The 14988-nt window shown below is 45.2% G+C and carries 16 protein-coding genes and 1 riboswitch; of the genes, 2 read left to right on the top strand and 14 right to left on the bottom strand.

The features are described 5' to 3' along the window. Position 1 precedes the first annotated feature (1 nt). Together EKN16_RS10320 and EKN16_RS10325 are read right to left on the bottom strand one after the other, a co-directional pair. Complete coding sequence (locus EKN16_RS10320) at positions 2 to 337, bottom strand: metal-sensitive transcriptional regulator (RefSeq protein WP_125656187.1); 336 nt, start codon at positions 335 to 337, stop codon at positions 2 to 4. Positions 338 to 413: 76 nt separating this feature from the next. After that, the gene (locus tag EKN16_RS10325; protein ID WP_125656190.1) at positions 414 to 1037 is read right to left on the bottom strand and encodes a hypothetical protein; all 624 of its coding nucleotides are present in this window, start codon (positions 1035 to 1037) and stop codon (positions 414 to 416) included. Between the two features lie 275 nt (positions 1038 to 1312). Here EKN16_RS10325 and EKN16_RS10330 point away from each other — a divergent pair, with 275 nt between their 5' ends. After that, the gene (locus EKN16_RS10330; RefSeq protein ID WP_125656194.1) at positions 1313 to 1798 is read left to right on the top strand and encodes a C40 family peptidase; all 486 of its coding nucleotides are present in this window, start codon (positions 1313 to 1315) and stop codon (positions 1796 to 1798) included. A gap of 224 nt (positions 1799 to 2022) precedes the next feature. On the opposite strand, the gene EKN16_RS10335 is transcribed toward EKN16_RS10330, so the two are convergent. From EKN16_RS10335 to EKN16_RS10345, 3 genes are all read right to left on the bottom strand, one after another. Further along, complete coding sequence (locus EKN16_RS10335; protein WP_125656197.1) at positions 2023 to 3435, bottom strand: HAMP domain-containing sensor histidine kinase; 1413 nt, start codon at positions 3433 to 3435, stop codon at positions 2023 to 2025. Then, positions 3432 to 4103, bottom strand: a complete 672-nt coding sequence (locus tag EKN16_RS10340; RefSeq protein ID WP_125656200.1) for a response regulator transcription factor — start codon at positions 4101 to 4103, stop codon at positions 3432 to 3434. The genes EKN16_RS10335 and EKN16_RS10340 overlap by 4 nt, the downstream gene beginning before the upstream one ends. Positions 4104 to 4200: 97 nt before the next feature. Continuing rightward, entirely contained in the window at positions 4201 to 5481 is a 1281-nt protein-coding gene (locus tag EKN16_RS10345; protein ID WP_125666095.1) for a voltage-gated chloride channel family protein, read from the bottom strand. Positions 5482 to 5596: 115 nt separating this feature from the next. Beyond that, a riboswitch (Fluoride riboswitch) is annotated at positions 5597 to 5658 on the bottom strand. Between the two features lie 118 nt (positions 5659 to 5776). Here EKN16_RS10345 and EKN16_RS10350 point away from each other — a divergent pair. Continuing rightward, the gene (locus EKN16_RS10350; protein ID WP_125656203.1) at positions 5777 to 5932 is read left to right on the top strand and encodes a DUF1540 domain-containing protein; all 156 of its coding nucleotides are present in this window, start codon (positions 5777 to 5779) and stop codon (positions 5930 to 5932) included. A gap of 246 nt (positions 5933 to 6178) precedes the next feature. On the opposite strand, the gene EKN16_RS10355 is transcribed toward EKN16_RS10350, so the two are convergent. From EKN16_RS10355 to lepB, 9 genes are all read right to left on the bottom strand, one after another. Continuing rightward, the gene (locus EKN16_RS10355) at positions 6179 to 7147 is read right to left on the bottom strand and encodes a D-alanyl-D-alanine carboxypeptidase family protein (protein WP_232016349.1); all 969 of its coding nucleotides are present in this window, start codon (positions 7145 to 7147) and stop codon (positions 6179 to 6181) included. A 123-nt stretch (positions 7148 to 7270) separates the two neighbouring features. Next, the gene (locus EKN16_RS10360) at positions 7271 to 8365 is read right to left on the bottom strand and encodes a sensor histidine kinase (RefSeq protein ID WP_260182474.1); all 1095 of its coding nucleotides are present in this window, start codon (positions 8363 to 8365) and stop codon (positions 7271 to 7273) included. Beyond that, entirely contained in the window at positions 8355 to 9056 is a 702-nt protein-coding gene (locus EKN16_RS10365) for a response regulator transcription factor (RefSeq protein ID WP_125656206.1), read from the bottom strand. The genes EKN16_RS10360 and EKN16_RS10365 overlap by 11 nt, the downstream gene beginning before the upstream one ends. A gap of 162 nt (positions 9057 to 9218) precedes the next feature. Beyond that, the gene (locus EKN16_RS10370) at positions 9219 to 11075 is read right to left on the bottom strand and encodes an ABC transporter ATP-binding protein (protein ID WP_125666100.1); all 1857 of its coding nucleotides are present in this window, start codon (positions 11073 to 11075) and stop codon (positions 9219 to 9221) included. 194 nt (positions 11076 to 11269) lie between these two features. Then, positions 11270 to 12262 (bottom strand): serine hydrolase domain-containing protein, encoded by a 993-nt coding sequence (locus EKN16_RS10375; RefSeq protein WP_125656209.1) that lies wholly within the window; start codon positions 12260 to 12262, stop codon positions 11270 to 11272. Positions 12263 to 12377: 115 nt separating this feature from the next. After that, positions 12378 to 12689, bottom strand: a complete 312-nt coding sequence (locus EKN16_RS10380) for a rhodanese-like domain-containing protein (RefSeq protein WP_125656212.1) — start codon at positions 12687 to 12689, stop codon at positions 12378 to 12380. 149 nt (positions 12690 to 12838) lie between these two features. Beyond that, positions 12839 to 13192: a DUF3889 domain-containing protein gene (locus tag EKN16_RS10385; protein ID WP_125656215.1), complete on the bottom strand. Its 354-nt coding sequence runs from the start codon at positions 13190 to 13192 to the stop codon at positions 12839 to 12841. Between the two features lie 70 nt (positions 13193 to 13262). Further along, positions 13263 to 14306 carry a DUF4184 family protein gene (locus EKN16_RS10390; RefSeq protein WP_125656218.1) on the bottom strand — a complete coding sequence of 348 codons (1044 nt, stop codon included), beginning with the start codon at positions 14304 to 14306 and terminating at the stop codon, positions 13263 to 13265. After that, positions 14273 to 14830 (bottom strand): signal peptidase I, encoded by a 558-nt coding sequence (gene lepB, locus EKN16_RS10395; RefSeq protein ID WP_232016350.1) that lies wholly within the window; start codon positions 14828 to 14830, stop codon positions 14273 to 14275. Before lepB ends, EKN16_RS10390 begins: the two co-directional genes overlap by 34 nt. Positions 14831 to 14988: the final 158 nt, after the last annotated feature.

The following is a 14988-nucleotide window of genomic DNA, read 5'->3' on the forward strand; positions in this document are numbered from 1 at the left end:
ATTATTTCATCAATTTATTCATCGTAACCATAAGTTCCTTCACGACCTCAACATCACCTTGCTGAATTCGCTCGATTACACAGCTATTCATGTGATGCTCAAGCAGGAGCTTTCCTACACCATTGAGTGCCGATTGAATGGCTGCAATTTGATTCAGTACATCATCGCAATACGTATCTTTCTCGATCAAGCCCTTTACCCCGCGGATTTGACCTTCAATTCGATTAAGTCTTGTTATCAGACTGTTCTTCGTCTGCTCCGAATGGTGACTGTTACGCTCCAAATGAGAAGCACACGCTGCATTCGAGTCAGCAGCAGGTTCCTTATGCTGCACCATCTGCCATCACTCCGCTCTTTTTAGCCTTACTATAACATACTGCCGGGGGGTATACAACTGACGGATATACTCGCTGTTATTTCGCGGATGAGTGATCGTGGGTAGTCGGTTCTTCGGGCTTCGTTATCTGATTGTCTGAGTTCTGATAAAGAAATACAGCGGCGACAGCAAATATAACTACGCCAAAAACAAGCGGATGGAGAATCGATCCTTTCGACTGGTTATTATTTGTAATCAGTCTCGATGCAGCCCTCTCTTCAATCTCTTGAGACTGACGAGTTACGCTGGATTCCTCGCTTATGAATTGATGAAGAACAAGTAAGACAAAAATGAACACAACATCAATAAATAGTACGATGACTGTGCCCTTGCTCTCAATCATCACACCGAGCATGGCACCCATCATCCCCCCCATAATACCTGCCAGCATACCGTCCAAGGCTGCAATTAGCCGAATCGGCTTACCGCTCAAATATCCGCATACCATGCCGAATAAGACTGCCGCAATTGTTGGAGTCGTCAAATCTGGGCGATATAGAAGACCGATTAGCGTACCAAAAGCAATGCTTGCAATCATTCCGATTGTCATTGCGATCATCATGCCTGCCATGCAGCTGAATAATTGTCGGTGCTTGTAGATGCGCATTATTGTATACCCCGTACAACCGACTAATAAAACCATACTTAACATAAGGATCATGAAGGTTCCCTCCGTGCGCAGGTTACAATGTTCCATGTTATGGCCGACAATAACAAGATATGTTCCTTAGCTGAAAAGTAGCCGAATAAAAATCAGCATCGTCAATAGCCTTTTGATGAAGATTTTTTAATCAATATCTAATTATTCGCTGCAACCCCTTGTCTTTGTTATGGAATCCGCTTTCCGAGTAAATAGTGGAAGTTTTAAGTGTGATATAGTCACTAAGCAATCATCTTCACATCAAATTCATCTTAGAACTCGGGGGGCTAAACAGCATGTTAAACAACAAATTCGGAAAAATGGTCGCAGGTATTACCCTTAGCTTCATGATCCTTGCAAGTGGGTCTTTGGTCATTCCATCGAAAGCAGTACATGCCGCATCCGTCTCAGCAGCATCAGCTACCTCAAATAATATTATTGATACAGGCAAACAATATCTGGGGGTTCCTTACAAATTTGGATCATCCTCCAATCAAACAAAAACCTTTGACTGCTCATCTTTTACTCAAAGGTTGTATAAGCTAAATGGGGTACAGCTGCCTAGAACTGCGAAGAGTCAGTCTAATGTCGGACGCTATATATCACGCAGCCAGCTTCAACCTGGTGACCTAGTCTTCTTCTATTCCCCAATCCATCACGTTGCCATCTATATCGGTAATGGACAAATTCTTCATACGTACGGTGCCCCAGGCGTTACGATTAGCAGTCTAAATTCAGGCTGGTGGAGTGACCATTACACTACAGCTCGGAGAGTCCTTTAACTTTAATCACATTTAAGACAGGGCATTTAGACACAAGAAGAAACGACTTACGTCGTCCTTGACGGCGAAGCAAGTTTCTTCCCTCTGAAATTAGAGGAAACTTATACTTTCTTATATTTGAACAAAAGCCTTCCATTCCGCTAAAAAGGGAATGGGAGGCTTTTGTTTTATCTAGCACGGGGTCTTCACTTCAACCTAACGGTTCGGTTAGATCATGCGCATTATTATAACTTTCTTCTAATGTAAGGCATTGTAAGGGTAACGACTGAGCCTTCATTCTCCGTGCTGGCCATTTCAATTTGCCCTTCATAGGTTTCAATCAGACGTTTAGCAATTGCAAGGCCCAGGCCGCTTCCACCCGCAAGCCTTGTTCTTGCCTTGTCTACTCGGTAGAAACGGTCAAATACATGCCCGATCTCTTCGCTCGGAATACCAATGCCATAATCACGAATTCGTAATTGGACACGGTTATTCTCCATCTGACTAGCTTCCAGCTCAATGATCTTCTTATCTGTTGAATATTTCACCGCATTATCTAAGATAATCATAACGATTTGTTTCCAATGATCAGCAGGAAGCAGCAAACAAATGCTCTTTAGAGGTTGCAGCTGCAGCTCAAATTCAAAGTTAGGATATAGCATTTGAAAGTCCCCTACGATCTGATTCACAATCTCATAAGGCTGAGCCGGCTCCATTTCTGGATGATTTGACGCAGATAGACCTTCCGCCCGAGTCAAGGCTAACAGCTCTTGCGAGAACGTCTTCAGACGGTTCAATTCTTGCAAAGAAGCGTTAAGTGATTCATCCAACACAACTGGATCATTCTTCCCCCAACGATTCAGCATAGCAAGATGCCCTTCAATAATAGCAATGGGTGTCCGAAGCTCATGCGAGGCATCCTCAACAAACTGCTTCTGCTGGTGGAATGACAGCTCCAGTCGATCCATCATCTCGTTGAACATTTGACTAAGCCTGGAAAGCTCATCCCCATTCTCAGCAAATACAACGCGTTCTGTTAATCCATGATGCTTAATCTTATCGATCGTTTCAGATAAGGCCGTTATCGGTTTGACGAACTGCCTGGCAAGTATAATACCGCCAAGGAAGCATAATACAACCCCAATGAGACCGCCAATTGCCATAACCGAGATCATCAACTTGTTCAACTTTTCGAAATTCTCCAAGTTTATGGCGATCTCTAATGTTCCGGTAAAATCACCCGATTTGAGCGGACTGCGTGCCAACAGAAAATGATCCTCTACATGCCACTTGCGTTCGATCTTCTCCTCTTTTACCGTGACTGGAGTCACCCATTTTTCCTCAAAGTCCTCTGTCACCGTTAGAATCGGAATCCCATGATGATCGAGAATGCGAATCATCTGGTTCTTCTGATTTAGCTTAGTGAGGAAGCTTTTTGTAGATGGCATATCTGAGATACTTTTATCTTGAAAATAAAGCTTGATTTCATCCACACTCTTTTGAATGGTTTGCTGCTCTTGTTTCATCGTCCATTGGTTGAGGATTAGATATTGAGTCCCCGCATAGGCAAGGAACAGCGTGACAATAAACAAGGAGGACCACACGGTCAGCCGCCATTTGATAGGAAGCGAGTTCATAAAGAACTTTAATCGTCTCATCGCATGACATAGCCGACGCCGCGAAGGGTCTGAATGTAGCTTTCTTCTCCGGGAACGTCTAGTTTATTACGGACATAACGGACATAGACGTCGACTACGTTCGTTTCTACTACGGTATCAAAACCCCACACACTATCGAGCAGTACATCCCTTGTAAGTACACGATTAATATTTTGCATAAAGATCGCTAGTAAATCGAACTCCCGTCTTGTCAATTCGATCTTCTGCATGCCTCTCATGACGGTACGAGAATCAGCATCCACGCTCAAATCCCGAAATGTTAAGCCAATTCGCACTTCCTCCTGAGGCTCTAGTCGACGATGTATCGCACGAATCCGTGCTAATAGCTCTTCAATCGCGAAGGGCTTCGGCAAATAGTCATCTGCGCCATGATCTAGTCCAGCGACCCGATCCATTACACTGTCTCTAGCTGTCAGCATAATGATTGGCGTATTCTTCTGTGCCCGAATTCCCTGACAGACCTCGAACCCATTAAGTCCCGGAAGCATAACATCAAGCAGGATAATATCAAAGTCCTCTCGAAGCGCGAGTGCAAGACCCTCCTTACCGTCATAGACGGTCGTTACAGCATAACGCTCGTACTTAAGTTCAAGCTCGACAAACCTTGCGAAATTCACTTCATCCTCGATTATCAGAACTTTTTTCATAAGATCCCTCACAAGCATGTAAGTGAAAGCACCTACAGCCAAATTATTTCGTTATTCACAAGTATAATCGTATATTATGAAAGCATAATGAGAAGAATTATCTTCTTTTATTAGAAAGCCGAAGCGAGGCAAGTGTTGTGCCTTCCGGCATAAGTTGTCTACGGTACTTACTGATCCCAACCTGCTGAGAGGTATATATACCGGTGTGGCCAGAGACCAGATAACTAATAACACAAGCAATAAACATGTAGATCAGTCCTTCCGATCCGAACAGCTCGATGCCTAGAATAAAACAAGCGATCGGTGTGTTGGTTGCCCCGCTGAATACGCCGATTAAGCCAAGACCAGCCAAAAATGGTGCGCTCAGTAGAAGTAAGCCCGATAGTGCGCTCCCAAGCGCTGCACCGATGACGAATAGTGGCGTTACTTCCCCGCCAAGGTAGCCTGCTCCAAGCGTGATCCAAGTAAATACCATTTTCCACAGGAAAGCAAAGGTAGACACCGGTTCTTGAAACGCTTGAACCAGAAGCGGTAAGCTGAGTCCCATATAATCACGTGTCCCAAGCACAGAGACGAGAAGGATAATTATAACTCCGCCGACAACGCTTTTAAGCATCATATTAGGCATTATCCTGGTGAACGCTTCCTTCAACCAATGGATCAACCCGCTGAATATGCGACTGCATAGTCCAAAAAGAATCGAAGCGATAATTACTTTTATAAGAACCATTACTGTCAATTGCGGGATACCACTCATTGAATAATGGATATGATTAATTCCCCAAGCTTTAGTTACTAAATCACCTACAAAGCTTGACGTGAAACAAGGAATTAATGCCTCGTATCGAATGACTCCAATCGTAATAACCTCAAGCCCAAAAAGTGTACCTGCGAGCGGGGTGCCAAACACAGAGCCAAAACCACCGCTTATCCCACACATCAATAAAATTCGCCGATCTAATGCACCAACTCGAAGCCATTTCCCAATCCACTCCGCCAAGCTTCCGCCCATTTGCACGGCTGTTCCCTCTCGACCTGCTGAGCCGCCAAACAGATGAGTCGTTAGCGTTCCAAGCAGAACGAGCGGCGCCATCCGCAATGGAATCGGCTCATCTCCGGCTTGAATCTGTTCAATGAGCAGGTTATTTCCTTTGCCCGCATTCTTCCCGAGCTTCATATATAGGTAGCTTATGATTACACCACCAACTGGCAATAGAAACAGCAGCCAAGGTGAGCCTGTTCTTGCTTTGGTCACTGTATCCAAGCTGTATAGAAACAGAGCAGATGCACATCCGGATAAGATACCGACCATCCCACCATATAAAATCCACTTTAGGATGGTTCCTTTTCCAATTGCAGCATGTACTCCGCTCTTCATTCGCTTCAGCTTGTTATTTGTTTGTCCATGCTCATCCTCCATAGCCTCTAGCTTCCCCCAATCCTTGCTCGATAAGTGATTTAAACATAAAAACAGACTCCTACCAGCGTCTGATGCACTGGTAGGAGTCATTAGCTCTCGCGGGCGGTTACGGCGAACTCCATCGCCTTATAAACTATGCTCATCATAAATCAACCCCTATAGGGAATCAAGTATATTTTGAAAACCCAGCAATTAGGAGTATAAAAGCCATAGCAAAACGCCCATCCTAAATAGGAATGGAGGTGGATTCACTATGGCTAAAGATGTTCTATGCGAAGTCAATTCTTGTAAATATTGGGCTGCTGGCAACAACTGCAATGCATCGTCGATTTACGTTGTCAGTCACCGCGGGAAGCAAGCTAATAACTCCGAAGAAACAGATTGCAAAACATTTGAACCGAAAATTTAATGCACGAGTGATCAAGAGCCGTCCTTTGCGAGAAGGCGGCTTTTGATCAACTATCAGAAAGTATAAGTGTTCTCTATACTTTGCTTATATTTCAGAAGAAACTTACTTCGCCGCCAAAGGACAGCGTTAGCCATTTCTTCTTGTATGTTTGTAGTATAGCCAACAGTGATAATTATTATCAATGAGAATGACTTTAATCAAAAAAATTTCCATAGTCTGCAGTTCGGATACTCGAGTGCCGTACAATTAATTCATATCAAAGCCAGCCTGCAGGAGTATCTCCGCATCATTCCAGACGCCAGTTGCAGTGGAATGAAGCACAACCGCAATCAAATCCTTTGATTTCCTGCTTGCTGAAGCTACAACGCAATAGCCTGCCTCATCCGTAAACCCCGTCTTAATCCCGCTTGTCCCTTTATAATAAAAGCCACTGTCTGGTTGAAGCAGCTTATTGCGATTGATTACCGTTTGTGTTAATTTCCCCGCATCGATTTGATGCTCAGTTTCACTAACTAGGGTCCGGAACAGCTTGTTTTTTCTAGCTTCTTTCGCAATGATGGCCAAATCGTAAGCCGTTGTGTAGTGATCAGGATCGTGCGAGCCCTGTGGATTTACGAAATGAGATTCCTCAGCTCCGAGGGCTTGGGCCTTCTCATTCATTAGATTGGCGAATTGCTCCATGCTCACTGCAGCAGAAACTGTCTTACCTTCCTCTTTGCTCACGACATAACGAGCAATCGTTCGAGCAGCATCATTACCTGATGGAAGAAGCATGGCGGCAATTAGATCTTTTAGAGAAAGGCGCTCCCCTTCGAATAATCCAGCGCTGCTCTCTCCTGCCACCATCAGTTGTATTTCGTCCCCAACCGTAACCATATCATTCGGATTCCCTTTCTCCAGAGCGATAATAGCTGTCAGTATTTTAGTCGTGCTAGCTGGATAAAGTCTCTTATGCGCATTCTTGCTGAATAAGATAGCGCCGGTTTTCTCATCCATTAGCAGTGCCGATTCTGCCTCTAATGCTGCCATTTGTGGTTGTCCATTATGTATAGGAATCGTAGACAAGGATTGAAGAACATCTGCTGCTTTTATTCTCATGCTGCCCCAATTCATCAGGAGAGCATAAACCATTAACAGGAGGATTGCGTATTTAAATAATTGTCTCAAACGAGCTGCATTCACCAAGGGGGCTGCTCCTTTCTTCTCTAACCTCATTGCTATTACCCCTAAGTATGGATGCAACACGTTAAAGCCCCGCTAAGAAATGATTACGAAAACATAACGAATTTATTAATAAAACGAAAGATGTCCGCCTCATAGAAATGAAGGCGGACAGTGTTACAACTTATATTCCATTAGCTTTACAGTAAATGCGGTTTGCTCAAGCGTACTTGATGCATGAAGCTTTCCCTCGTGCAGCTCGACAATCTGCTTGGCAATCGCGAGACCGAGTCCCGAACCTCCAGAATGAATGGCACGCGATTTCTCCACCCGATAGAATCGATCAAAGATATGCGGTAAATCCGAGCTTGGAATGACTTCGCCATAATTGACGATATCAAGAACGATTTGTCCATTTTCCTTATACCCGTTAAAGTCCAAATATTGTCCGTCTCGCCCGTACTTTATCGCATTCGTGATGAGATTCTCAAATACACGTCTTAATTTATTCCCATCGGCAAAAACGATAAGCTGCGCAGCAGAGAAATTCATCCGCGGCTGCAAATCCGCTTGCTCGAGCTGCAGCTGGAACTGCTCCGTTAGCTGATGCAGCATCTCGACCAGATTAATTTTGTTCGCATGCAGCTTCATCTCATTGTTTCGCAGCCGCGTATACTCGAATAGATCCTGAATAAGCTGACTCATCCGCTCAGATTCCTCATATACGAGTGAAATATAATAGCGTAGCTCAACTTCATCCCGGTACCGATCCTGTTCGATCAGACCCAGATAGCCCGTAATCGAAGTAAGAGGCGTACGCAAATCATGCGATACATTGGTAATAAGCTCATTCTTGGACTGTTGGGCTCTTCTTTCTTCTGCCAAAGCTAGATCCAGCTGCTCGACAAAACGGTTGATATGAATCGCAAGCTGCTTTAGTCCATCCTCTTGACGAATTAGCACTTTATGCTGAAGATCACCGCTCGCAATTCGTTCTACGTCCTCTGTCATTTGAGCCAAATAATTGTTGTGGCGGAGCCTTCTATCCCGCGGGAAGAAAAAAGCAGCCGAAATGATGAATAGGATGACTATAGCAACGACATATAGGGTGGGATAGCCAACATTCCAGTTAAACCAGTTAAAGATTTCTTTTGGACTACGCTTCGCTAACGATGAATAAAAGTACATCTTAGCGATAATGACGATCAGGCCAAAACCGATAACAGACATCATTGCACTCCAGAAGAGTGGGAGAAGCCATCTAACCTTCAATTTTATAGCCAACCCCCCACACGGTATGTATCAGCTTCTCCCCGTCCATTTGCTTAATAAGCTTCTCTCTTAAACGGCTCATATGCACGGTCACAGAGTTATTGGACTCGAAATACTTTTCTTTCCATACCAATTCGAAGATATCCTCCGAGCTGAACACTCTGCCTGGCTGACTGGCAAGCAAATGCAGGATGTTAAATTCAAGCGGTGTTAGCTTGACAGGACGGTCTTCAAAGAGGACCGTATGGGTTAATTTATCAATCTGCAGGGATTGAACTTGAATAATATGCTCTTGTGCAGAATGCTGGGCTTGGCTTTGAGCTTGGTAGGAAGTCCGTCTGAGCAAGGATTTCACTCTAGCAACAAGCTCAAGTGGATTAAAGGGCTTGACCATATAATCGTCTGCCCCAGTCATCAATCCCGTGATTTTATCCAGATCGCCGTCCTTGGCGCTAATCATAAGTATGGGCGTCGTTCGTGTCTCACGGATCCGCATGCATACACTTAAGCCATCTAAACCTGGCATCATGATATCTAGAATGACAAGATCAATTGGAAGTTCTTCGATACGCTCCAGCGCCTGGAGACCATCATTTGCTTTATGAATGGAATAGCCTTCATTGGTCAAATAAATCTCAATGAGCTGTGCAATCTTAGGATCGTCATCGACGATTAACAGCTGTTTATTCATTTTTACCCACCCTCAAGGTTAGACTTTCTCTTTGTTATGGTTAGACGATATGACCTTAGTAAAAGTTTAACAAATGACCTGCTTGGCCGTAAAGCGGAAAACGACCATCTCCTGTAAAGGAAATGATCGTTCCAGGTATAACGGTACATCCAGTTATACGTTTTATGATGCCTCTTGGGGAAGAGAGATGGCCGCTGGATCATTAAGCCGCAATTGCTGCGTTGCAAATTCACGATACAACTCATGGGACTGGAGCAGCTCCGCGTGGGTTCCACTACCTGTAATTGTACCCTTCTCCACAAAAATAATCTGGTCCGCATCCACGACCGTTGATAAACGGTGGGCAATGACGATCGTTGTTCTGCCAGCCATAAGGTTCTTGAGCGCTTCCTGTACAACCACCTCTGACTTGCTATCCAAGCTTGAGGTCGCTTCGTCGAGCATTAAGATTTTTGGATCACGCAGCAGCGCTCTTGCAATAGCAATACGCTGCCGTTGACCACCTGAGAGCTTGATTCCCCGCTCCCCAACCTCCGTCTCAAAGCCACTAGGCAGCTCGCCTATAAACAAATCCGCATATGCCATCTTTGCCGCTTGCAGCAGCTCCTCTTGACTCACTTCACGGTCTAAGCCATAACAGATATTATCGCGAATTGTACCCGCAATAAGCGGACTTTCCTGTGATACGTATCCGAACAGACTGCGCCATGCGTGTAAGGAGAAGCTCCCGATCGGATCGGGACCGAGTTTAATCAAACCCGCCGTTGGCTCGTAATACCGCTCTAACAAGGAGAAGAGCGTTGTCTTGCCACCACCGCTGGGTCCTACGATAGCCGTGACAGAGTCCGGCTCCACACGGAAGCTTATATCGCTCAATACGGCGTCGCCCTTCTCATAGGCAAAGGATACATGGCTAACTGTGATTGGCTGATCAGCATGTTCAACAGATTTACCGGTCGTATGATCCTCTTCCTCGGAATCCAGTATTTCAACAATCCGCTCGGTTGCGCCGATCGTCTTTTGAAATTGAGTGAAAAAGGTTGTAATTTGACTCATTGGCATGACGATTTGAATGAGATATAGAATGAAGGCAACCAGCTCGCCTGCTGTCAGAGCCCCCGATGAGACTCGCATCCCACCATATCCAACGATGACCACAAGGAGCATCATAATGACGAAGAACATAAGCGGAGCAATCAGAGCCTGTACCTTTGCTTCCTTTAGACCGAACCCGAACAAGCTCTCAATTCGCTTATTGCCACTATCATACTCCCTAGCCTCCGCATTGGAGGACTTCACAAGGCGGATTTCAGACAGTACCTGCGTCAGAACCGTTGTAAAGGAAGCCGTCTCCGCCTGCAGCCCTTTAGAAATCTTGAACATCTGCCGACCTAGCGGAACCAGAAACACTGCAGCAACCGGAATAATGGCAAGCATAACAGTGGTCATTTGCCAATCCATGTAGAACAACACAATGATGGATCCCACAATCGAGATAATGCCGGTAAAGAACCCTGTTGTATGCTCCGCGATGAGTGACTTCACAACTCCGGTATCGTTCGTCATTCGGCTGATCGTTTCACCAGTCCGATGATTATCATAGTAGCTAACAGGCAGGACAAGCAGCTTCTTCCACAAACGTTCTCGCAGATTTGCGACAATCTTTTGTCCAATTCGATTGAGCATATAGATCGATAGCCCGCTTGCAATCGTTTGGACGATGAAGATCCCTCCGATACCACCGATCTGGCTCCAGCTTAGATTACTCAATGAGAAGCCGTCTACCAGGTTTTTCGTGAATAAGGGAATAACTAACGCCACAATCGTCGAAGCCACGCTCATTATAATGGCTAGTGTCAGTAAGGGAATGGACGGCTTCGTGTTGCGAATAAGCTGAAGGAATGCCCTCCAATTTGCTGTTTCCCCTTTCCCTTGCTTCACTTCCTCAGACTGAGCTGATCCCTGACCAGCTTTATTCGTATTATTCACTGCTAGGTTTGTACTGTTGTTTGAATCCATTGCTATCATTCCCTCTCTACCCTAATCACTGGCGTACGAATCCGACTTTGTCGCCTGCTTAAGACAGCATACAATTGTTTTTTGAACGGAATATGAACAGATCAGATTAGATCAGATCTAATCTGATGCAATCTACTCCCTTACATACGCATCTCGATTAGGATAAGGTCCAACAATTTAATATTGGCTTTCATTTACTTAGAGATCGCCGGAATGAGATGCTCGAATAGCAATTTTTTGGATAAGATCGCTCGGCTCTTATCTTCCGCTTCCCTTCGAATGACGACAACTAGCTCTCGTTCAGGGATAACGAAGATATATTGACCGCCATACCCCTTGGCAAAATAGCAGGAGATGACGCCATTATGCGCTTTGGGCGAAACCCACCAGTGGTACCCATATTCACCGAATATCTGCGGCTCGTAATGCTGAAGCCCTTTATGATGAACCGCCGTTGAGCTGTCCACCCATGCTGCAGGTAGAAGCTGCTCGCCATTCCACTGGCCTCTTTGCAGATAAAGCTGACCAAATTTGGCCATATCAAGTGAGGTGAGGTGAAGACCTGCTCCTCCTTCATAAATGCCGGATGAGCTGTTCCAACGGGGCTTGCGGAATCCCAACTTATTAAACAGATAGAGCTGCGCATATTCAAGAGCAGACAGCTCTGTTGTCTTGGTCAGAATGGCAGACAGCAGATGAGAGGCGCCTGAATTATAAGTAAATACTTCCCCTGGCTCATGGCCCATAGGCTGCTCTACAATGAATTTGACCCAATCTCGAGTTCGTTTCATCTGCCAATAAGGCTTATCAAAGTCCGGCCAATCCAGTCCAGGTGTCATGGTTAACAGATTCCTGATGGTGATCGACCGTTTACGTTCATCGGAGGACAACCGAATCTCTTCAAAATAATCCGCTATCGGCTGGTCAAGCCCAGCGATATGCCCTTGTTCAATCGCAATTCCAATCAAAGCGGAGAGGATGCTTTTCGTACAGGAATAGATGGCGCCTACACGGTCAGACTTCTTGTCATGCCACTTCCATTTCACTTGGCCTCTATGTACCAGAATTGCGTCCTTGATTTGCCATTCCTTGAGAATGGGGTCCAGCTTGTTTAATCCCAGTTCGTCGACCTTGGTTGGCTCATCACCACTAGACAGCAGGATAGGATCTTCACTTGTTAGCCTCATAACGTTATTACCTGCCTTTCTACATTCAGTTATACCTCAAGGAGCTGCTTCATGCCGAATAAGGGCACTTCCGCACGAAGCGGAAATGCCCTTATTCTACTCATTCACGCGATTACTATTCGCCAGTTAACACATCGCCCGGCCAGCTAAGCATGCCGCCAACCATATTAATAACTTCGTAGCCCTGCGCAGATAGATAATCACATGCCTTACCACTGCGGTTCCCACTCCGACAAACCATATAAAACGGCTCCTCAAAAGCGTTCAACTCGCCAACCCGCTCAACAAATTCAGATAACGGAATGCTGACGGCTTCGCCGATATGACCGGATTGCCATTCATCAGGCTCTCTTACGTCAATAACGGTAATTTTCTCGCCTTCACGAAGCTTGGTTTCTAGCTCGCTTGCTGTAATTTCTCCATACATATGTCAGCAACTCCTCATATTCAATTTCATACAACCCACACCTGCATTTTACCTTTGGAGATGGGATGCTGTCCAGCTTCAACGCAAATAAAAAGCAGCAGCCTCCATCCAATGAAGGGCGCTGCTCCTTATGTGAAACAGGAAGATTATCAAATCAACGGGTACTGTCTTGCCCTTCCATTGACCTCTCCATCCTCTGTAAATTGAATACGGACGACTCGCTCTGTATCACGTTCAAACCAGATTCGGACAGTCACTTCAAACTTATGCGAACCTTTATCCAGCAGCAGACGAAATGTTTCTGATGGTATTTTGCTTGCTTCGCCAGTTCGTCCTACATGCTTATAATCCACGATATTGGCATGATAACGCTTAACCGTTTCTTTCATAGCCAATCGTCCCCACTTCGCATAATCCGGCTCTGCGCCAGCGGTAGGAGATTGAGCAATTAAGAATCCAAGAAGTACGATCATACTCAGTATCGGTTTCAAAATGGACTTCATCTTCGAATGACACCTCCATAACTGCTTTTACGAAGGTAGAATGCCCCATTCTATAATCTTTTATTCTATTTTATTTGAAGTGATTGTTGGCCAACCTTTCATCTGAGAAATGGATCTGTCTGCGTTTCGTCTCCGGCTGCCCATGTCTTGTAATTAACCAGCTAGTGAAAGCAAGTATAATCGACCATGTAATTAGATAGGAGACCCATAAACTGAGCTGTCTATCCTGCCAATAGGACGTTGTTTCAAGTATTTTATAGAGTATCATAACGGTGCCGTACAGGAATAACGACCCTATGCCTGCAAGCTTCCGTCTATGCTGAATCGCCTTATATAGCATGGACACCGTGAACAAACCGAACAAGAGCGAGGTCATGGGTGCCACAATATAACTCCCCCACCAAAGCCGATGGTAGGCAAACGATAATTTAAGAATCAATAAAACAGATCCATTCACGATTAAGCCCATCCATAGCATAGTCTTTGTATAGGAGGCAGTCCTCAACCCAACCGCCGAAATTTCGCTGCTGTTGACCGCCTGCCACTTCAAGTAATGACGCACCAGCATAAATGCCGGTACGATAAGTCCAATGACAGAAAAGCCATATTGCAACCAATGGTACGATCCATTACCTGCGATTTCTTCCTTTAGGATCGGGAAGACCTCAACAAATCCACCATATCGATGCGTCCAGCTATCCATAAATAGATGAGTCAGGAATCCAATAAAGAGCGATACAAGTAGTACAATCCACGCACGTACTGAACGAATCTCCCACCTTGTGCTGGTCATGCTTGTTACGTACTGCTCCAATCCACCAGCCGAAGGCATAAACTTAGGCAGAACCGGCTTCACGACGAGATGAAAGGCAATCGCAAGTGCAATACAAAGTGGAAGTCCCATGATAAGAAAGCCTACCAAAGAGTGACCAATCGTTCGATACGACTCCATAGCGACAAAATATTCTAAGTCGGGGGCCATGCTTCCGAGCAGCAGTCCCGTTATACTTAACCATTTCGGCGCTGCCCGATACAAGGGGACAGAATAAAGCGGATGTGAGAATGTAAATGGCATCGCCCTTACTCCAGCTTCCCGAATTTCTGAAGCGGCCATAGACGGAAAATCGCCCTGCCCTCCAGACTGGAAATCGCGATGGGACCGAGTGCACGGCTGTCTTCACTATGCTCCCTATTATCGCCCATTACAAATACCTTATCTGCCGGAACTATAAAAGGAACGGACATCCCATTTGGGAACGTGCTTCCTTTTATATAGGTTTCAATTAAAGCCTCACCATTGATAAAAACGACACCATTCTTAATCTCCAGCTTGTCCCCAGGTAAGCCGATTACTCTCTTAATGAGACGAATGTCGCTCTCTGGACCATCAATAATGACGATATCACCACGATTAGGTTTCTCAAAGTGATATGAAATCTTATCTTCAATTAATCGTTGACCTTCTACAAGGGTGTGCTGCATCGAGATGTTTCTCACCTCGGTCTGGGCAAAGGCATAATTCTGAATGAGCAGCGCCACGACTATTGCAATACTTAGTGACACTGCCCAGTCCCGAAGTTCTCGGCCCCAACTTTTTTTCTTTCGAATGGTTTCTTGTTGCTGCTCCGTGTTCATCATTAACAAGCTCCTCCCCTGACATAAACAGGTAATCATCAATCCTCTGTTCTTTATACGACAAAGCCTACCGTTTAGTTGCTCTTTGGCAGATGGATGAATAGATTTCGTGTAGCGAAAGAAGAAAAAAAGGATTGCCCTGTTAAAAGGCATACGATAGA

The organism is Paenibacillus baekrokdamisoli, assembly GCF_003945345.1.
GTDB lineage: Bacteria > Bacillota > Bacilli > Paenibacillales > Paenibacillaceae > Paenibacillus_Z > Paenibacillus_Z baekrokdamisoli.